The 20,173-nt window shown below is 46.3% G+C and carries 21 protein-coding genes; 9 read left to right on the top strand and 12 right to left on the bottom strand.

The features are described from left to right. The first annotated feature begins 1 nt into the window (after position 1). The 7 genes from hisD to hisIE are packed head-to-tail and all read left to right on the top strand — an operon-like array spanning position 2 to position 6,118. Positions 2-1,306 carry a histidinol dehydrogenase gene (hisD, locus tag A6013_RS11340; protein WP_069733105.1) on the top strand — a complete coding sequence of 435 codons (1,305 nt, stop codon included), beginning with the start codon at positions 2-4 and terminating at the stop codon, positions 1,304-1,306. Next, a complete protein-coding gene (gene hisC / locus A6013_RS11345) occupies positions 1,303-2,364 on the top strand; it encodes a histidinol-phosphate transaminase (RefSeq protein WP_028013763.1) in 1,062 nt (353 codons plus the stop codon). Before hisD ends, hisC begins: the two co-directional genes overlap by 4 nt. Further along, on the top strand, positions 2,361-3,428 hold the full coding sequence (gene hisB / locus A6013_RS11350) for a bifunctional histidinol-phosphatase/imidazoleglycerol-phosphate dehydratase HisB (protein ID WP_069733075.1): 1,068 nt from the start codon (positions 2,361-2,363) through the stop codon (positions 3,426-3,428). The genes hisC and hisB overlap by 4 nt, the downstream gene beginning before the upstream one ends. After that, positions 3,428-4,018, top strand: a complete 591-nt coding sequence (gene hisH / locus A6013_RS11355) for an imidazole glycerol phosphate synthase subunit HisH (RefSeq protein ID WP_028013765.1) — start codon at positions 3,428-3,430, stop codon at positions 4,016-4,018. Before hisB ends, hisH begins: the two co-directional genes overlap by 1 nt. Next, complete coding sequence (hisA, locus tag A6013_RS11360; protein ID WP_069733076.1) at positions 4,018-4,755, top strand: 1-(5-phosphoribosyl)-5-[(5-phosphoribosylamino)methylideneamino]imidazole-4-carboxamide isomerase; 738 nt, start codon at positions 4,018-4,020, stop codon at positions 4,753-4,755. The genes hisH and hisA overlap by 1 nt, the downstream gene beginning before the upstream one ends. Further along, positions 4,737-5,513 (top strand): imidazole glycerol phosphate synthase subunit HisF, encoded by a 777-nt coding sequence (gene hisF / locus A6013_RS11365; protein ID WP_069733077.1) that lies wholly within the window; start codon positions 4,737-4,739, stop codon positions 5,511-5,513. The genes hisA and hisF overlap by 19 nt, the downstream gene beginning before the upstream one ends. After that, positions 5,507-6,118 (top strand): bifunctional phosphoribosyl-AMP cyclohydrolase/phosphoribosyl-ATP diphosphatase HisIE, encoded by a 612-nt coding sequence (hisIE, locus tag A6013_RS11370; protein ID WP_061097701.1) that lies wholly within the window; start codon positions 5,507-5,509, stop codon positions 6,116-6,118. Before hisF ends, hisIE begins: the two co-directional genes overlap by 7 nt. A gap of 40 nt (positions 6,119-6,158) precedes the next feature. Here the strand turns inward: hisIE and wzzB are convergent, their stop codons facing one another. Continuing rightward, positions 6,159-7,139: an LPS O-antigen chain length determinant protein WzzB gene (gene wzzB, locus A6013_RS11375; RefSeq protein ID WP_045629815.1), complete on the bottom strand. Its 981-nt coding sequence runs from the start codon at positions 7,137-7,139 to the stop codon at positions 6,159-6,161. Between the two features lie 192 nt (positions 7,140-7,331). On the opposite strand from wzzB, the gene A6013_RS11380 reads away from it, so the two are divergent. Then, entirely contained in the window at positions 7,332-8,336 is a 1,005-nt protein-coding gene (locus tag A6013_RS11380; RefSeq protein ID WP_063154995.1) for an NAD-dependent epimerase, read from the top strand. 51 nt (positions 8,337-8,387) lie between these two features. Here A6013_RS11380 and ugd read toward each other — a convergent pair whose 3' ends face one another. Both ugd and gndA read right to left on the bottom strand, forming a co-directional pair. Beyond that, the gene (gene ugd, locus A6013_RS11385) at positions 8,388-9,554 is read right to left on the bottom strand and encodes a UDP-glucose 6-dehydrogenase (RefSeq protein ID WP_069733078.1); all 1,167 of its coding nucleotides are present in this window, start codon (positions 9,552-9,554) and stop codon (positions 8,388-8,390) included. A gap of 225 nt (positions 9,555-9,779) precedes the next feature. Next, entirely contained in the window at positions 9,780-11,186 is a 1,407-nt protein-coding gene (gene gndA, locus A6013_RS11390; protein WP_028013772.1) for an NADP-dependent phosphogluconate dehydrogenase, read from the bottom strand. Between the two features lie 128 nt (positions 11,187-11,314). Here gndA and A6013_RS25215 point away from each other — a divergent pair, with 128 nt between their 5' ends. Further along, positions 11,315-11,770 (top strand): acyltransferase, encoded by a 456-nt coding sequence (locus A6013_RS25215; protein WP_083264134.1) that lies wholly within the window; start codon positions 11,315-11,317, stop codon positions 11,768-11,770. 95 nt (positions 11,771-11,865) lie between these two features. Here A6013_RS25215 and A6013_RS11395 read toward each other — a convergent pair whose 3' ends face one another. The 9 genes from A6013_RS11395 to rfbA all read right to left on the bottom strand — a co-directional run bounded on the left by A6013_RS11395 (position 11,866) and on the right by rfbA (position 20,145). After that, positions 11,866-12,762 (bottom strand): glycosyltransferase family 2 protein, encoded by an 897-nt coding sequence (locus A6013_RS11395; protein ID WP_069733079.1) that lies wholly within the window; start codon positions 12,760-12,762, stop codon positions 11,866-11,868. Beyond that, the gene (locus A6013_RS11400; RefSeq protein ID WP_069733080.1) at positions 12,755-13,657 is read right to left on the bottom strand and encodes a glycosyltransferase; all 903 of its coding nucleotides are present in this window, start codon (positions 13,655-13,657) and stop codon (positions 12,755-12,757) included. Before A6013_RS11400 ends, A6013_RS11395 begins: the two co-directional genes overlap by 8 nt. 9 nt (positions 13,658-13,666) lie before the next feature. Next, on the bottom strand, positions 13,667-14,836 hold the full coding sequence (locus tag A6013_RS11405) for a hypothetical protein (RefSeq protein ID WP_139128225.1): 1,170 nt from the start codon (positions 14,834-14,836) through the stop codon (positions 13,667-13,669). A 141-nt stretch (positions 14,837-14,977) separates the two neighbouring features. Further along, positions 14,978-16,228: an O-antigen translocase gene (locus tag A6013_RS11410; protein WP_032623967.1), complete on the bottom strand. Its 1,251-nt coding sequence runs from the start codon at positions 16,226-16,228 to the stop codon at positions 14,978-14,980. After that, entirely contained in the window at positions 16,225-17,328 is a 1,104-nt protein-coding gene (locus A6013_RS11415; protein WP_069733082.1) for a DegT/DnrJ/EryC1/StrS aminotransferase family protein, read from the bottom strand. Before A6013_RS11415 ends, A6013_RS11410 begins: the two co-directional genes overlap by 4 nt. A gap of 16 nt (positions 17,329-17,344) precedes the next feature. Then, complete coding sequence (locus tag A6013_RS11420) at positions 17,345-17,740, bottom strand: FdtA/QdtA family cupin domain-containing protein (protein WP_032623965.1); 396 nt, start codon at positions 17,738-17,740, stop codon at positions 17,345-17,347. Next, entirely contained in the window at positions 17,740-18,288 is a 549-nt protein-coding gene (gene rfbC / locus A6013_RS11425) for a dTDP-4-dehydrorhamnose 3,5-epimerase (RefSeq protein ID WP_069733083.1), read from the bottom strand. Before rfbC ends, A6013_RS11420 begins: the two co-directional genes overlap by 1 nt. 40 nt (positions 18,289-18,328) lie before the next feature. Then, on the bottom strand, positions 18,329-19,135 hold the full coding sequence (locus tag A6013_RS11430) for a glycosyltransferase (RefSeq protein WP_069733084.1): 807 nt from the start codon (positions 19,133-19,135) through the stop codon (positions 18,329-18,331). 128 nt (positions 19,136-19,263) lie between these two features. Beyond that, complete coding sequence (gene rfbA, locus A6013_RS11435; RefSeq protein ID WP_069733085.1) at positions 19,264-20,145, bottom strand: glucose-1-phosphate thymidylyltransferase RfbA; 882 nt, start codon at positions 20,143-20,145, stop codon at positions 19,264-19,266. Positions 20,146-20,173 lie beyond the last annotated feature (28 nt).

Raw genomic sequence — 20,173 nt, forward strand, 5'->3', positions numbered from 1 at the left:
CATGAGCTTTAACACAATCATCGACTGGAATACCTGTAGCGACGCACAGCAGCGTGAGCTGCTGATGCGCCCGGCGATTTCCGCCTCTGAAAGCATCTCCCGCACCGTGGCGGAGATCCTGGATAACGTCAAAGCCCGCGGCGATGACGCCCTGCGTGAATACAGCGTGAAGTTTGATAAGACGGAAGTCGGCGCATTGCAGGTTACCGAGCAGGAAATCATTGATGCCAGTAATCGTCTGGGAGATGACATCAAGCAGGCGATGGCCGTTGCGGTGAAAAACATTGATACCTTCCACACCGCGCAGAAGCTGCAGACCGTGGATGTCGAAACCCTGCCCGGCGTGCGTTGCCAGCAGGTGACGCGCCCGGTTGCGTCAGTGGGACTTTATATCCCTGGTGGTTCAGCGCCGCTGTTTTCGACCGTATTAATGCTCGCCACGCCGGCGCGTATCGCCGGATGCCAGAAAGTAGTGCTGTGCTCGCCGCCACCGATCGCCGATGAGATCCTCTACGCGGCAAAACTCTGCGGCGTACAGGCGGTCTATAAAGTGGGCGGCGCGCAGGCGATTTCCGCCCTGGCGTTCGGGACGGAGTCCATTCCTAAGGTCGACAAAATTTTTGGCCCGGGCAATGCGTATGTGACCGAAGCCAAGCGCCAGGTCAGCCAGCGTCTCGACGGCGCTGCCATCGATATGCCTGCCGGTCCGTCTGAAGTGCTGGTCATTGCCGACAGCGGCGCAACGCCGGACTTCGTGGCCTCCGACCTGCTTTCACAGGCAGAACACGGCCCGGACTCGCAGGTCATCCTGCTGACGCCGGATGCCGATATGGCGAAACGCGTGGGCGAAGCCGTTGAACGCCAGCTTGCCGACCTGCCCCGCGCCGACACGGCACGTCAGGCGTTAGCGGCCAGCCGCCTGATTGTGGCGCGCGATCTCGAGCAGTGCATCGCCATCTCCAACCAGTACGGCCCGGAGCACCTGATTATTCAGACCCGCAACGCGCGCGATCTGGTCGACAGCATCACCAGCGCGGGCTCGGTGTTCCTCGGCGACTGGTCACCGGAGTCCGCGGGGGATTACGCCTCCGGCACCAACCACGTGCTGCCAACGTATGGCTACACATCTACCTGTTCCAGCCTCGGCCTGGCGGATTTCCAGAAACGCATGACCGTGCAGGAGCTGTCCCGCGAGGGGTTTGCTTCACTGGCTTCTACTATTGAAACCCTGGCCGCCGCCGAGCGTCTGACCGCCCACAAAAACGCCGTGACGCTGCGCGTTGCCGCCCTGAAGGAGCAAGCATGAACATTGAAGAATTAGCCCGCGAAAATGTCCGCCGCCTGACGCCTTACCAGTCTGCGCGTCGTCTGGGCGGAAACGGGGACGTCTGGCTGAACGCCAACGAATTCCCGACTGCGGTGCAGTTTGAGCTGTCGCAGCAAACGCTGAACCGCTATCCGGAGTGTCAGCCAAAAGCGGTGATTGAAAACTACGCCCAGTACGCGGGTGTGAAGCCGGAGCAGGTACTGGTCAGCCGCGGCGCGGATGAGGGCATTGAGCTACTGATCCGCGCGTTCTGCGAGCCGGGCAAAGACGCGGTGATGTACTGCCAGCCCACGTACGGCATGTACAGCGTCAGCGCCGAAACCTTCGGCGTGGCGTGCCGCAACGTCCAGGCGCTGGAGAACTGGCAGCTCGATTTACAGGGCATTGCCGACAATCTCGACGGCGTGAAGGTCGTCTTCGTCTGCAGCCCAAATAACCCAACCGGGCAGATTATCAACCCGCAGGATATCCGCACCTTGCTGGAGATGACCCGTGGTAAAGCGCTGGTGGTGGCCGACGAAGCCTACATCGAGTTCTGCCCGCAGGCGACGCTGACGGGCTGGCTGGAAGAGTATCCGCATCTCGTTGTGCTGCGCACGTTGTCAAAAGCCTTCGCCCTCGCGGGCCTGCGCTGCGGGTTTACGCTGGCGAATAAAGAGGTTATCGACCTGCTGCTGAAAGTGATCGCCCCGTACCCGCTCTCAACGCCGGTTGCCGATATTGCGGCACAGGCGCTGACGCCTCAGGGTATCAACGCGATGCGCGAACGCGTGGCGCAGATCCTGGAGGAACGTCAGTACCTTGTCACCGCGCTGAAAGACATCCCTTGCGTCGAGCAGGTGTTCGACTCGGAAACCAACTACATCCTGGCGCGCTTCACCGCCTCCAGTGCCGTATTTAAATCTTTATGGGATCAGGGCATTATCTTACGAGACCAGAATAAACAACCTTCCCTGAGTGGCTGTTTACGTATCACCGTAGGCACCCGCGCAGAGAGCCAGCGCGTCATTGACGCCCTGAAAGCGGAGAAAGTATGACCCAGAAGATCCTTTTCATCGATCGTGACGGCACCCTTATTTCGGAGCCACCAGCCGATTTCCAGGTCGATCGTTTCGACAAGCTGGCTTTTGAACCGGACGTGATCCCGGTGCTGCTTAAGCTTCAGAAAGCGGGCTATAAGCTGGTAATGATCACCAACCAGGACGGTCTGGGTACGGACAGTTTCCCGCAGGCGGACTTTGACGGCCCGCATAACCTGATGATGCAGGTGCTGACCTCTCAGGGCGTGGTATTTGATGAAGTGCTGATTTGCCCGCATATGCCAGCCGACGAGTGCGACTGCCGTAAGCCTAAGGTGAAGCTGGTTGAGCGCTATCTGGCCGAAGAGATGCTGGATAAAACCAACAGCTACGTCATCGGCGATCGCATCACCGATATTACGCTGGCGGAAAACATGGGCATCGCGGGGCTGCGCTACGATCGTAACGACCTTAACTGGGCAAAGATTGGCGAGCAACTGACAAAACGCGACCGCTATTCCCACGTTGAGCGTAACACCAAAGAGACGCAGATTGATGTAAAAGTCTGGCTGGACCGTGAAGGCGGCAGCAAGATCCACACCGGCGTCGGTTTCTTTGACCACATGCTGGACCAGATTGCCACCCACGGCGGTTTCCGCATGGAGATCGCGGTAAAAGGCGACCTTTATATTGACGATCACCACACCGTGGAAGATACCGGCCTGGCGCTGGGTGAAGCCCTGAAGCTGGCGCTCGGCGACAAGCGCGGCATCAACCGTTTCGGCTTCGTCCTGCCGATGGACGAGTGCCTGGCGCGCTGCGCCATGGACATCTCGGGTCGTCCGCATCTGGAATACAAAGCTGATTTCACCTACCAGCGCGTCGGCGATCTCAGCACCGAAATGGTGGAGCACTTCTTCCGTTCCCTGTCCTACACCATGGGACTGACGCTGCACCTGAAAACCAAAGGCAAAAACGATCACCATCGCGTGGAGAGCCTGTTTAAAGCCTTTGGCCGTACGCTTCGCCAGGCGATCCGCGTGGAAGGCGATGCCCTGCCCTCGTCGAAAGGAGTGCTGTAATGAACGTGGTGATTCTGGATACCGGATGCGCCAACCTCAACTCCGTGAAATCGGCCATCGCGCGCCACGGCTATGAGCCGGTGGTGAGCCGCGATCCGGACATTGTATTGCGCGCTGACAAGCTTTTCCTGCCGGGCGTTGGCACCGCACAGGCGGCGATGGACCAGATTCGCGAACGCGATCTGGTCGATTTGATCAAAGCCTGTACCCAGCCGGTGCTGGGGATTTGCCTGGGCATGCAGCTTCTTGGCCGCCGCAGCGAAGAGAGTAACGGCGTTGACCTGCTGGGCATTATCGACGAAGACGTACCGAAAATGACCGACCACGGCCTGCCTCTTCCGCATATGGGCTGGAACCGCGTTTACGCCAAAGCGGGTGACCGGCTGTTTCGCGGCATCGAAGACGGCGCGTACTTTTACTTCGTGCACAGTTACGCCATGCCGGTGAACGTCAATACCATCGCCCAGTGCACTTACGGCGAGGCGTTTACCGCGGCGGTGCAGAAAGACAATTTCTTCGGCGTGCAGTTTCACCCGGAACGCTCTGGCGCCGCTGGCGCGCAGCTGCTGAAAAACTTCCTGGAGATGTGATGATTATTCCCGCTTTAGATTTAATCGACGGCACGGTTGTCCGTCTTCATCAGGGCGATTACGGTCAACAGCGCGACTACGGAAAGGACCCGCTGCCGCGCCTGCAGGATTATGCCGCCCAGGGTGCAAAGGTGCTGCATCTGGTGGATTTAACGGGCGCGAAAGATCCGGCGAAGCGCCAGATCCCGCTGCTGAAAAAACTGGTTGCTGGTGTTGACGTGCCCGTGCAGGTCGGCGGCGGCGTACGCACCGAGGACGACGTGGCGGCTCTTCTGGATGCGGGCGTGGCGCGCGTGGTGGTCGGTTCAACCGCCGTGAAAGACCCTGAGACGGTGAAAGGCTGGTTCCGCCGCTTTGGCGCCGACGCCCTGGTACTGGCGCTGGACGTGCGCATTGACGAGCAGGGTAATAAGCAGGTGGCGGTCAGCGGCTGGCAGGAAAATTCCGGCGTAACGCTGGAAGCGCTGGTCGAGACGTATCTCCCTGTGGGCCTGAAGCACGTGCTGTGCACGGACATCTCGCGCGACGGCACGCTGGCGGGTTCCAACGTCTCGCTGTATCAGGAGGTATGCGCGCGTTATCCGCAGGTTGCGTTTCAGTCTTCAGGCGGTATTGGTGACATAGACGACGTGGCCGCGCTGCGCGGTACCGGTGTGCAGGGCGTAATTGTGGGCCGGGCCCTGCTGGAAGGTAAATTTACGGTGACGGAGGCGATTCAATGCTGGCAAAACGGATAATTCCTTGTCTTGACGTGCGCGATGGTCAGGTTGTGAAAGGCGTGCAGTTCCGCAACCACGAGATCATTGGCGATATCGTCCCGCTGGCAAAACGCTATGCTGATGAAGGCGCTGACGAACTGGTCTTCTATGATATCACCGCCTCCAGCGATGGCCGCGTGGTCGATAAAAGCTGGGTCGCGCGCGTGGCGGAAGTGATTGATATTCCGTTCTGCGTGGCGGGCGGGATTAAGTCTGCTGATGACGCCGCCAAAATTCTCTCTTTTGGCGCCGATAAGATTTCCATCAACTCCCCTGCTCTGGCCGAGCCGGAACTGATTACCCGCCTGGCCGATCGCTTTGGCGTGCAGTGCATAGTGGTAGGGATTGATACCTGGTTCGACGCCGCGACCGGCAAATATCACGTTAACCAATATACCGGCGATGAAAGCCGGACGCGCGTGACGCAGTGGGAAACGCTCGACTGGGTGCAGGAAGTGCAGAAGCGCGGCGCAGGTGAGATTGTGCTGAACATGATGAACCAGGACGGCGTGCGTAACGGTTACGATCTCGGGCAGCTGAAGAAAGTTCGCGCGGTGTGCCACGTTCCGCTGATTGCCTCCGGCGGCGCGGGCACCATGGAACACTTCCTGGAAGCCTTCCGCGATGCGAACGTGGACGGCGCGCTGGCCGCGTCCGTGTTCCACAAACAGATTATCAATATTGGCGAGTTAAAAACGTACCTGGCCGACCAGGGCGTGGAGATCAGGGTATGTTAACAGAGCAACAACAGGCGCAGCTGGACTGGGAAAAAACTGACGGATTACTGCCGGTGGTTGTACAGCATGCCGTCTCAGGCGAAGTGCTGATGCTGGGGTATATGAACCAGGACGCGCTGGCAAAAACAATCGACAGCGGCAAAGTGACGTTTTTCTCGCGCACGAAGCAGCGCCTGTGGACCAAAGGGGAAACCTCGGGGCACTTCCTGAACGTGGTCAGCATGACGCCAGACTGCGATAACGACACCCTGCTGGTGCTGGCCAATCCGATCGGACCAACCTGCCATAAGGGCACCAGCAGCTGCTTCGGCGAGGCGAGCCACCAGTGGCTGTTCCTGTATCAGCTTGAGCAACTGCTGGCAGAACGTAAAACGGCGGATCCTGAGAGCTCCTATACCGCGAAGCTGTATGCCAGCGGGACTAAGCGTATTGCGCAGAAGGTGGGTGAAGAAGGCGTTGAGACGGCGCTGGCCGCGACCGTACACGACCGGGAAGAGTTGACGAATGAAGCGTCGGATTTGATGTATCACCTGTTGGTGCTGCTGCAGGATCAGGAACTGGATTTGACGGCGGTGATTGAGAATCTTCGAAAGCGTCATAAATAAAAAAACCGGGGATTTTCCCCGGTTTTTTTAAATCTGCAAATCAGGCTTTTGGCTTATAGTTGCGTAATGCGTTACGCCCTAATACCACACCGGAACCAATCATTCCGCCCAGCAGCACGGCAAGAATCAGCACAATGGCTTTTTTCGGGCTATCGCGACGAACGGGCAGATCCGGCTTCATGACGTAACGGTAGACGTGTATTGTGTCCGGCTTAACGTTCAGGTTTTGGATGTCCAGCAGGTTTTGCCTGGTCTGATAGTATGCAGCAGAAAAGACCAGGGGACGAGAGGCTTCGTTTTCAATCATCGATTTCAGCCCTACGCTTCCCAGGAGGAACATTGTTTCCTGGGTCACATCCTGAGTTTGTTGAATCTGTGGCGAGGAGATTTTCGCCGCCTCAGCGTTTTTCAGCGCTTCGGTAATTTGTTTAATACGCAGGTCTTTCTGCTCCTGAGCGACCTTCTCTTGGTTTACCAGAGAATCGTTCAGGGTTTTAATCTGCTCTTTGATGCTGTTTTGCAGGTCAACCGTGAGCTCTTTGGAAGTTTGCTCATCAACCTGCTGGATATATTGCGCAAGCTGCTTCTGCGCCGCTTCTGCGGAAGTACTGGTATAGGAAACACTCAACGGGAGCGATTCCCCTTTAACAGCAGGCTCGATTGTCAGTTTTTCAGGTTCGTCCTGATTTTCCAGTGCCTGTGCCAATGCAGAGAAGGAAGAATTGAAACGACCAATAGCGCGTGTTTGAACATCAAGCATTGAGGGTGCAGCACTACCGTAGAGGATATTCAACGCATTAGAATATGTTGCAATTTGAGCGACATCAGGTTGCGCAATAATTGCGCTTGAGGTCCACTTTTCTTTCGCGAAAGTAAGATAACCGACAGCAAGTGCAATAAAAACAACAACAAACGTTGCTATCATCCACTTCCCACGCCACAGCTGCAGCACTAAATCAAGTAAATCAATTTGCTCAGGGTCATTGCTTCGGATGACCTGGCTATTGTTGTTGTGCGTCATACATTCCCTAACAGATGAAAAAGGGCAAACATAATTGTGTTTTCATAGTTTATCTATTGCTGGGGATTTTTCTATAAGAATCCGATGAGTTATATCGGAAAGATGCGTTATGTAACTCGCCCCCTTCGCGCTATCATAGTCACCATGTGATGCGTTATCGCATCTGTAAGCGTTGGGTATTTGAGGAAAGATATGAAATTTCTGGTAACGGGTGCAGCGGGTTTTATCGGTTCGAATGTCAGCAAACGCCTCATTGAGGGCGGTCATGAGGTTGTCGGTATTGATAACCTGAACGACTATTACGATGTTAATTTAAAGCTGGCACGTCTGGAACGGCTACAATCTGAGCGATTCACCTTCCACAAGATGGAATTAGCTGACCGGGAAGGTATGGCTGCGCTTTTCGCTGACGAGAAGTTCGATCGCGTTATTCACCTGGCCGCACAGGCAGGCGTACGCTACTCCCTGGAAAACCCGCATGCGTACGCCGATGCCAACCTTATTGGCCACCTCAACGTGCTGGAAGGCTGCCGCCATAACCACGTTCAGCATTTGCTGTATGCCTCATCCAGCTCCGTATATGGCCTCAACCGTAAGATGCCCTTCTCCACTGACGATTCCGTAGATCACCCGGTTTCACTCTATGCCGCGACCAAAAAAGCCAATGAGCTGATGTCGCACACCTATTCGCATCTCTACAACCTGCCGACCACCGGACTGCGCTTCTTTACCGTATACGGTCCGTGGGGACGCCCGGACATGGCGCTGTTTAAGTTTACTAAGGCGATGATTGAAGGCAAAAGCATCGATGTCTATAACTACGGCAAGATGAAGCGCGATTTCACCTACATCGATGATATCGCTGAAGCAATTATCCGCCTGCAGGATGTTATTCCCCATCCTGACGCAAACTGGACCGTCGAGACTGGCTCACCGGCAACCAGTTCAGCACCTTACCGCGTTTACAACATCGGTAACAGTTCGCCAGTAGAACTGATGGACTACATCACCGCGCTGGAAGAGGCGCTGGGTAAGAAAGCCGAGAAAAATATGTTGCCACTCCAGCCAGGCGACGTCCTGGAAACCAGCGCCGACACGAAAGCGCTCTATGACGTGATCGGTTTCAAACCGCAAACCTCGGTTAAAGACGGCGTGAAGAACTTCGTTGACTGGTACCGCGAGTTTTACAAGGTCTGAAAATAAAAAACCCGGCAAATCAGCCGGGTTTTTTATTTTAACGTAAGAGAATTAGTCGCTACCGAACAGATCGCGGGTATAGACTTTGTCAGCGACGTCAGCCAGCTCTTCGGCCATGCGGTTCGAGATGATGACATCCGCTTCCTTCTTAAAAGCATCCAGATCGCGGATCACGCGGGAATTGAAGAACTGATCTTCCTGCATGGCCGGTTCATAAATAATAACCTCAACGCCTTTCGCCTTGATGCGCTTCATGATCCCCTGAATGGAAGAGGCGCGGAAGTTATCGGAACCGCTCTTCATGATCAGACGGTACACGCCGACCACTTTCGGCTGGCGCGCAAGAATAGAATCGGAGATGAAATCTTTACGCGTACGGTTAGCGTCAACAATCGCAGAAATGAGATTATTCGGTACAGCCTGGTAGTTTGCCAGCAGCTGCTTGGTATCTTTTGGCAGGCAATAGCCGCCGTAGCCAAATGAGGGGTTGTTGTAGTGGTTGCCAATACGCGGGTCGAGGCAAACCCCTTCAATAATCTGGCGGGTATTCAGTCCAAGACTTTCTGCATAGCTGTCGAGCTCATTGAAGTAAGCGACTCGCATTGCCAGATAGGTATTTGCGAAAAGCTTAATTGCCTCCGCTTCGGTGGAGTCTGTGAACAGCACCGGAATATCTTTCTTCACCGCACCTTCCTGAAGCAGCGCAGCGAAACGTTCAGCGCGCTCAGAGCGTTCGCCAATAACGATACGGGAAGGATGCAGGTTATCGTAAAGCGCTCTCCCCTCACGCAGGAACTCAGGCGAGAAGAAAATATTATCGATACCAAACTTTTCTTTGATGGATTTGGTAAAGCCGACAGGAATGGTTGATTTAATAACCATCACCGCATCAGGATTGACCGCAATAACATCTTTGATAACCGCTTCTACGGTTGAGGTGTTGAAGTAATTGGTTTTTGGATCGTAGTCAGTAGGCGTCGCAATGATGACGTAATCCGCATCGCGGTATGCATCTTCTTTATCTGTCGTGGCACGGAAATTCAGCGGTTTGTAGCTGAGATAGTCCTGGATTTCTTTGTCGACAATCGGCGATTTCTTCTGATTGAGCATATCCACTTTGGCCTGCACGATATCCAGCGCAACCACTTCATGGTTCTGAGCAATCAGAATGCCGTTAGAAAGACCGACATACCCTGTTCCGGAAATTGTTATTTTCATTCGCTAATGACTTCTTTTAGTTAACTGTATTGATGGCCGGCAGACCATCGCGATAAACATAACTGTTGGGCTTTGTACCTCCTGATAAACAGAACTGTCAAGGCAAACCAGGAGTAATCACAACGAGCGGGATGAGATTCAGACTACTTCGAATAATGCGCGGCATTTTTTGCATAAAAAAACCCGGAGACAGGCTCCGGGTTTGATGATAGCGAGTAAGTTAACTTATTCCATCCATTCGGTGTGGAACACGCCTTCTTTATCCGTGCGCTTGTAAGTATGCGCGCCGAAATAGTCACGCTGTGCCTGAATCAGGTTGGCAGGCAGAACGGCAGCGCGGTAGCTATCGTAATACGCCACCGCAGCGGAGAAGGTTGGAACCGGGATACCGTTCTGTACAGCGTAGGCCACCACGTCACGCAGCGCCTGCTGGTACTCGTCTGCAATCTTCTTAAAGTACGGTGCCAGCAGAAGGTTAGCGATACCTGCGTTTTCAGCATAGGCATCGGTGATTTTCTGCAGGAACTGCGCACGAATGATGCAACCCGCGCGGAAGATCTTCGCGATCTCGCCGTAGTTCAGGTCCCAGTTATTCTCGTCAGACGCCGCACGCAGCTGTGAGAAGCCCTGCGCGTAGGAGACGATTTTACCCAGGTACAGGGCGCGACGAACTTTCTCGACGAACTCAGCTTTGTCACCGGCTGGTTTAGCCTGTGGGCCGGACAGCACTTTAGAAGCCGCAACGCGCTGCTCTTTCAGAGAAGAGATATAACGCGCAAAGACGGATTCGGTGATCAGAGACAGCGGCTCGCCCAGATCCAGAGAGCTCTGGCTGGTCCATTTACCGGTACCTTTGTTCGCTGCTTCATCCAGGATCACATCAACCAGGTATTTACCTTCTTCATCTTTCTTCGTGAAGATATCTTTGGTGATGTCGATCAGGTAGCTGTTCAGCTCGCCTTTATTCCACTCGGTAAAGGTTTCAGCCAGCTCTTCGTTAGAGAGATTCAGGCCGCCTTTCAGCAGGGAGTATGCTTCTGCAATCAGCTGCATATCGCCGTATTCGATGCCGTTGTGCACCATTTTGACATAGTGACCCGCACCGTCCGGACCTATATAGGTCACACAAGGCTCGCCATCTTCAGCAACGGCTGCAATCTTAGTCAGAATTGGCGCAACCAGCTCGTACGCTTCTTTCTGGCCGCCAGGCATAATAGATGGACCTTTCAGCGCGCCCTCTTCACCACCGGAAACACCGGTACCGATGAAGTTGAAGCCTTCAGCGGACAATTCACGGTTACGACGAATGGTGTCCTGGAAGAAGGTGTTACCGCCATCAATGATGATGTCGCCTTTTTCGAGGTAAGGCTTCAGGGAGTCGATAGCTGCATCGGTACCTGCGCCCGCTTTCACCATTAGCAGGATTCGACGAGGCGTTTCCAGAGACTCAACAAATTCTTTTACCGTATAGAAAGGAACGAGTTTCTTGCCTGGGTTTTCGGCAATCACTTCTTCAGTCTTATCACGGGAGCGGTTGAAAACGGAGACGGTATAACCACGGCTTTCGATGTTGAGCGCCAGGTTGCGCCCCATCACTGCCATACCGACAACGCCGATCTGTTGCTTGGACATTACATACTCCTGTCAGATAACATTATTATTGAGCGAGCAGAATGTGTAAATTCTATCTTAGATCGATTATAATAGAAAGCATTCAGCAGTATTATTTTATAATTACGCGTCAACTTTAAGGTTTATAAATGAAAATACATAATCTAAGTGATGTTAAATCAACACAAATCGGTCAAAACACTACCATATGGCAGTTTGCGGTAATTTTCGAAAATGCACAAATTGGTAAAAACTGCAATATATGTGCTCATACATTAATCGAGAATGATGTTATCATTGGTGACAATGTAACTGTTAAATCAGGAGTTTATATTTGGGATGGCACAAGGATCGAAGATAATGTATTTATTGGACCCTGTGTGGCTTTTACAAATGATAAATTCCCAAGATCAAAGAAATATTGTACAGAGTACCCTAAAATCTGGATTAAAAAGGGGGCATCAATTGGTGCTAACTCAACCATATTACCAGGAATAACTATAGGTGCTAATAGCATGATAGGTGCAGGCACCGTAGTAACGAAAGATGTTCCTGACAATGCAGTTGTAGTTGGTAATCCAGGGAAAATCGTACGTTACCTTTAAAAGTAAATGGTTCAGAAATTCACAATTCTGAACCAATTACTCATAACAGTGCTTGCGGCATATTAATATTTAGAACAACTTATAATTTCATTCTATTATTTTAACTTTCTTGAAAAATTTTTCCTGATACCGTCATAAATTCCCAGAGCCACATACTTGGTAAATTTTAATTTATCTTTCTTAAGCATTAACATGATAAAATAGAAAGATATTAGTCTAAATATATTATATGAACTCCAACTTAATGGGAACTTCCTGTATAAACTACAATAAACGCCATTACGGAATACATAAAAATATCGATATGTTGAGTGTATTGGTACCTCCAAAACATTCAATATTTTTTTACGGTCATCACCGAGCTTGTGGATTAAATGAGCTTTAGTTACGCCAAATAATTTATATCCCTTTTGTGATAATCGTAAACACCAATCGGTATCAACATATTCAAGGAAAAATCCCTCATGGTTTTCAGATTCAGAAGACCATATATCAACGCAAAAAAACGTTCCCGATGAAATTAATTGTTGAGTTTCAATATATTTTTCATTTTCGTCTGCGCTAACCACTATACGTTTGAATGTTGTGTAACGGTAAAAGGGAAATTTTTTCCCTGATCTTTCATCAATAATTATAGGCCCCAGTGCTCCAACTTTAATACCTTGCTGGGTAAGATCTGAATAGGCATCTTTCAGACTTGAAATGAATTTAGGTTCTAAACGGCTATCTTGGTCAAAGAAACAAACAAATTTACAATCATTTTTAATTGCTAATCGAGCACCTATATTTTGTGCTCTTCCGATACCAGCATTTTCATTTAAGAATTCAAAGTGCAACTTATCGGGTATTTGAAGGCCGCTGAAATCAGTACTGGAGCCATTATCGACAATAATTATCTCATCAACTTGTGAGGTCATCGAGTTAATTAAAATTTGGAGATCATTAATATTTGGGTTATATGTAACCACCACTCCGCAGACTTTATTATCCATGAGAGAAATATACCTTCAATATAAATATAAATCGTAAAACCTTACGAACGATGCTCCCAAGCATCGAATAAAAAACAGACAGCTTTGATTCTGAAATAAGACTTAACCCATAGCTTTTAAGATATAGCTTGTATATACCTTGCCATTCAGAGGCATAGCTGTAATTTATTTTGCGTATTTCTAAATTCATATTCTTCCTAAAGACTGTACTTTTAGAAATATTTGAAGAATGCACTCTATACGCAGCTATTCTCTCTGAATCAAAGAGAACGTTAGCATGTCTAAATAACCTCAAATAAAAATCTCGGTCTTCAGCGATCAGTGATTCATTATAAAAGCCAATCTGATTATATACGTCTTTTTTTATTAGCAGACATGGGCCAGGAATGCACCAATTAGTAATAACTTCTCCAGCCAAGAATTTAGAACTCTCAAGGGCTTTTGGACTGGCATGAAAATAATCTTTAAATCCACTATTTAAGACTATTTTGGATTTTTCATCAATGATCATGACATCACTTATTATTGCATCATAATCAGACTCATTAAGTAAACGCACTTTATTGTCAATCACATCAGACAATGGAAAATCATCAGCGGCACAAATGTAAATAATGTTATGAGTCGATAACTTAACTCCTTTATTTAAAGTTCGACATATTCCAAGATTAGATTCATTTTTATAAAAACGAACATTTAGTTTTGTATCAATGTTTTTCTCGATCCAGGTCGATACCCGTTCTACAGAAGTATCGCGTGAATAGTCATCAATAATAATCACTTCAACATTTAGAATATCTATTTTGTTTAATGCATTGAGACACTCTTCAACATACAGTGCTTGATTATACAGTGGAACTATCACGGATAGAGAATTCATAGTTTTCTTATTCATCACCAAATTTTATACACCTTTTAATCGCCTATTATATATAGATTGATTAAGTAGCGACACAATAAGCGGGAAAATAAACACGAACGTTGTTTTTAAATACAAACCCCATGTCAAAGTTGGGTCGATAAATAAATAACAAGAATAGGTACAAAAGATAATATAGAATACAACTCTTAATGAATAAGCTCTTGTTCGGTTATTTACTAAAAATGTACCACGTCTTATTGCCAAATATATTAGCCCTAAAACAAACGAAAAAACACCACAGAAATATGGCCCAAATAAATACAACCCAAGAATGTTCTGTCTTGCATTGGGACCAATTCCACTGTCGATATTATAATAGTATTTTGAAATCTCGTATCCAAAAATGACTTTGTCTTTTACCGGATAACCAAGAATCATAGACAATTTGTTTATTGTACCGCCAAAAAAATAATCCCAGACATAAATATCCTTTGGTAACGAATCCATAAATGGTTTGCTATAACCCTGGTAAAAAACATCACCAAATAAAACAAAACGCTCAAAAAACGCCGAAACCACACTGCCGTTGGCTCCCCAAACACTGAAAATAACAACCATCAATCCCAGAATTATTAAAGGAGAAATGTATGATAGTATCTTTACAACTTTTGCTAATTCTCGTATTTGATATACTTCCTTAACTAAAAATAAGGATACAATCATAAAGAAGAAGTCAGATTTCCCCCCTTTAACCAGCAAACATACAAAACAAAGTAATAATAGCACGTAGTCGACAAAACTTTTCCTACGATAAACATATCTCTTAATAGCTACCATAGCTGGGAAACAAACCCAGTAGACATCGGTAAACCATGAAATAATTCCAGCTGATTCATTTGTATCCAACCTCGATAATTGATTTAAGATTGGAATACCTACAATAGCAAAATAATATATACTCGTTATGATGAGTAAAATAGTAGTTGTATAGTAAAAACTGGAGTACCCATAATTCCAACGTTTGTAAGCAATAAAGCGTTCATGGGAATCATCATTAATCTTTACATAATTTTTCCGCATAAACAATAATGGTATTAAAAACATAACCTCAGTATATAAAAAAGAATAGAAATAAAAATCATCTATCTCTGAGGTAAACTCTAACAATAAAACAACTGAACAGGAAAAAACCTGTGCAACAAAACCAATCATCAGAGGGTCTGCAACATGCCTAACTTTGTTACCAAACCATGCATAATAAATTATGAAAACCAGACCCAACAAAGACAAATATAACGTGAGGTTCGAGTATAACAGATCTAAAAACTGGCCATTGTCCATAAGTAGATTTACTCAGCTAGAAATTCTTTTTAAATTTGTCACAACAAAAATAAAATAGAGAGTATAGTTCAATAAGTAAGCTATATTGGCGCCCTGAATTCCAAAATGCAGGATAAAATAATAACTCAGCACAACCAACGTTGCAGAAAAAAACACCTCACTTGCAACAAACCATTTTGTTGCATTCCGAGCTATCATAGGAAATGCATAAAGCCAGCTTGCTATTTTAACAACATCCCCCATAAGTTGAATGCCAAATAAATCTCTTGCGTTCCTGAATTGCTCAGTGAATAAAACAGTTATGACTACATCACGTAACAAATAAATTGTAACGGCCATAATTATTACAATCGGTATTATTATTTTGGCTGTATTCCAAATCTCAAGTTTAATCGAATAATAATCACTTATTTTAGACAATCTCGGGAGATAATAAGCACTAAGCGCCATGGTACATACCCCCAAGTACACTTCTGATATTTTCCACACGGATTGCCACATCCCAGCAGCGGCCCATCCTTCATTAGCTACCAGCAAGTTTCTAATAAGCATCAATGCCACCGGCATGGCGATAGCAGTGATGATTGCCATCACAATATATCCCCACGTGTCAGCCAATGCTTTTTTATCAATATTACCAAACCATAGGCTGAATCTAAACCATGGCTGCTTAATGCTCATAACAATCAGTGAAATGCCTATCAATGCCGATTGCAAAGCTGCGGCTATCAGAGCACCATCTATATTCCATCTAATGATTAGCGCTGTCATAACCGCACCAGAAACAGAAACAGAAACTATTCCCAAAAAGACATAGAGTTTATAATTCTGCAGTCCATTTATGACAGAATTGACTAAGGTCCCAATAGCGGTAAAGGGCAAAACGAATACTGCCAAATAAATAACCCATTGATATTCAGCCCCACCAAATAACCATTGAGATAGATAGTGGTTTAAAAATAATCCAATTGGCAGTAAAATGATATATAATGCTAACATCCAAAATAAAGCAGCTCGCCACCATGGGCTACATGCTTCATAGCCATCTTCATGGTGCTCAGCGGTATAACGTATCACGCTATTTGAAACAGGTGCGTTAATAACACCATTAAATGCATTTACCAGACTTTGTATTTGGCCTAAAAGGGCCATACCTGATGGCCCAGTGTAGATCGCGACTACTTTAGCAATTATAAAGCCAATTAACATTTTTAATAATGTTAATGACCCTGTCATTGCCGTAACCTTTAACAACTTTTTCATACAGTAAATTCATTTAAAGCATCGATAACTTTTTCCACCTCAAGGTTTGACATTGTTGGATCAAGAGGTATAGATAATACAGTATTATGAATTTTTTCCGTCACAGGCAAACTCATACCGTTTAGTTCCTCATATGCTTTTTGCTTATGAGGTGGTATTGGATAATGAATTAATGATTGAATATTATTTTTTGTCAGCCATGCCTGTAACTGTTCTCTGTATTCGCACTTCACAACAAATAGATGCCAAACATGTGCAGAGTCAAAGGTTACTGTCGGCACTGTGATCAAACTATTAGAGATCCCTTCGATATAAATTTTTGCAATCTCTTGTCTGCGAATAGTTTCTTGAGGAAGATATTTTAGTTTAACAGATAGCATTGCAGCCTGAATCTCGTCAAGGCGACTATTAACTCCAGGATAAAGGTTCTCGTATTTTTTCTGAGAACCATAATTTCTTAAAGCACGGAGTACATCTGCTAATTCATCATCATTGGTAGTGATTGCACCCGCATCGCCCAGAGCACCCAGATTTTTTCCTGGATAGAAACTAAACCCTGACGCTATACCCCAGTTCCCAGATTTTTTACCATTAATATTTGCCCCATGAGATTGGGCACTATCTTCGATGACAAGTAGATCAAATTCTTTTGCAATCTCCATGATTTCAGGCATTGGAGACAGTTGTCCATACAAATGCACTGGCAATATCGCTTTTGTCTTCTCTGTGATGACGGAGCGAACATTCTGAGGTGAGAGATTGAATGTATCCGCATCGGGCTCGACAAGTACAGGTTTAAGATTATTCGCAGTGATCGCCAGAACCGATGCTATATAGGTATTAGCCTGAACGATAACTTCATCACCATCTTTTAGCTTTCCTAATTCTTTTAGGGCTCTAAAAATGAGAATGAGTGCATCTAAACCATTAGCTACACCAATTGTATGTTTAACATTGCAGAAGTATGAGAAATCCTTCTCAAATTTTTGTAATTCCTCACCCATAATATACCAGCCAGAATCAATCACCTTAGCGCAGGCATTTTTAAGTTCTTCATTGTATCTGGCATTTACTTCTTTTAAATTCAGAAAATTAATCATATTAAACCTGTAATATTTATCTTGCTTGCTTTAAAAAATCGTCATAATCACGAATATAATCATTTTCGTCATAATGACAGTCAGCTAATACCATCAGAACGCAATCGCTCGAAAAATCATACATCTCACGCCAAATACATGACTCAATGAGAAGCCCCTGCGCTGGATTGTCCAAAACAACCTCTATCCTCTCTGTCCCATCATCCAACAGAAAACGACAAGAACCTTTTACGGCGATCGCAACTTGTTTTAATTTTTTATGCGCATGAAAACCTCTACGAACACCTTCTTTAGTATCAAAGATGTAGTAAACTCTTTTAATACTAAAAGGGATATTATTCTCTTCTTCTAAGGCGACCAATGAACCACGATCATCACCATGCTTTTGAAGTGGGATAAAATTGATTTTCATTATTTACCTTGAACGTTTAATGAAGCAAAGGTTGAACCGTTCTGATCTTTCTCAGAAATGATGTATTCCATTTTTGGCCATTCTATATTCAAGTCCTTATCATCCCATTTTATACAACGTTCATGTGCTGGAGAATAATAATCGGTAGTTTTATAAAGAAATTCTGCATGCTCACTTAAAGTTAAAAAACCGTGTGCAAATCCAGCTGGGATCCAAAGCTGCTTTTTATTCTCTTCTGATAAAATAACACCCACCCATTGCCCATATGTTGGAGATTCTTTGCGTATATCAACCGCTACATCAAAAACCTGCCCTGTAACACATCTAACCAGTTTTCCCTGGGCAAAAGGTGCTTCTTGATAGTGCAAACCCCGTAAAACCCCTTTAGAAGATCTTGACTGATTATCTTGTTTAAAAATGACGTTTGGATCTATATTTTCTTTGAAGTTTTTTTCGTTAAAACTCTCAAAGAAATAGCCTCTTTCATCATGAAACACTCGAGGTTCGATAATCAAAACACCACTGAGCGAAGTATTAGAAATTTTCATTATAGCCTCTATCAATATCAGTAACTCGCAGAGTGAGTCTCTATTTTCGTGTAATATTATATATTCGCTTAAGCGCCCATAATGGCAGTAATCGTGGAATACTTCTCAAAATAAAATAGTAGTGACACGACAATATATTCTGAAAACCAGTCATTCTTTTCATTCGAGCAAGTTTATACTCACTTGAAACATACTTAATTCCGCGTCGCCTAACCAACATATCAGCTCCGACTCTGACCAATACCAATGATTCGTCCAAGTTGCCCGCTCTGAATCCTGCCCCTAGTAACCGCAACCATAAATTATAATCTTCCATAAGATAATGGTGCTGGTATCCCCCAACAGACTGGACGCTGGATTTTTTGAAAATGACAGTCATATGGTTAAAAGGATTTTTATGTCTTGCGAATTTTTTAATTTCTTTATTAGTAAGTGGAACCTTTCTTTCTGATACTATATTGTTTTTATCACCTATAAACTCGCGGATGCAACTTCCTGAAATATCAATATCAGGGTTTAACTCCATAAATGCAGATTGTAATTCAAAACGAGTTGGTTGGCATATATCATCCGTATCCATCCGCATGACATAATCATAGGTGCAATGTTTCATTCCTTCATTCAGCGCTTGTCCTAACCCAACGTTCTTTTTTAATGCGACGATCTTGATAGGTAATGACATTGACCATCTATCGACCACTGTGCATAATGCTTCGTTGATAGGGCCATCATAAACAAGAACGATTTCATCCGCTTTAACCGTTTGATTTGCCAGACTGTCAAAACATTCTTCCAAATAGGAAGGTTTTTCCTTGTCATAGAGCGAAATTAACACACTAAAATGCATATAATCCCCACACTTCCTCACTGCTGCTTAAATATAGTAATTCTGTCCGATTTAAAAATTCATTCACATGTTCATGTGAGAAATGTGACAGAGCAATACTACTTTATAATATTTGAGAAAATTGATTATTATATTTTTTTATCAATCATTTTTAAAAGATATTTGCCATAATTATTTTTTGCTAATGGCTTTGCTAAGAGAGCTATTTGCTCAGCATTAATAAAGCCTTTACGATAGGCAATTTCTTCAGGACAAGCGACTTTCAACCCCTGGCGTTCTTCAATGGTTGCAATGAAGTTACTCGCTTCAATCAGGCTCTGGTGAGTCCCTGTGTCAAGCCAGGCAAAGCCACGGCCCATCATAGCCACGGAAAGCTTTCCTTGCTCCATATAAATACGGTTAATATCCGTGATTTCCAGTTCACCACGTGCTGACGGTTTTAAATTCTTCGCCATCTCAACGACACTATTATCGTAGAAATAAAGTCCCGTAACCGCATAATTACTCTTCGGTTCCAGCGGTTTTTCTTCGAGGCTGATGGCGGTACCACTTTTATCAAACTCGACAACACCGTAACGCTCAGGATCGTTCACGTGATAGGCAAAGACCGTTGCACCATTTTCTTTATTAACCGCGGCATCCATCAATTTAGGAAGGTCGTGACCATAGAAAATGTTATCCCCCAACACCAGGGCGCAATCATCGTTACCAATGAATTCTTCGCCAATAACAAAAGCCTGCGCCAGACCATCCGGGCTTGGCTGGACTTTGTATTGCAGATTCAGACCCCACTGGCTTCCATCACCCAGAAGTTGTTCAAAACGCGGTGTATCCTGCGGAGTACTAATAATTAAAATATCTCGAATACCAGCCAGCATCAGTGTTGAAAGAGGATAGTAAATCATCGGCTTATCATAAATAGGCAATAATTGTTTACTAACAGCCATGGTCACTGGATACAAACGAGTGCCAGAGCCACCCGCCAGAATAATACCTTTACGCGTTTTCATTTCATCATCTCTATAGTCATAAGATGCC

The sequence above is a fragment of the Enterobacter sp. IF2SW-B1 genome, assembly GCF_001743375.1.
GTDB classification, from domain to species: domain Bacteria; phylum Pseudomonadota; class Gammaproteobacteria; order Enterobacterales; family Enterobacteriaceae; genus Enterobacter; species Enterobacter bugandensis.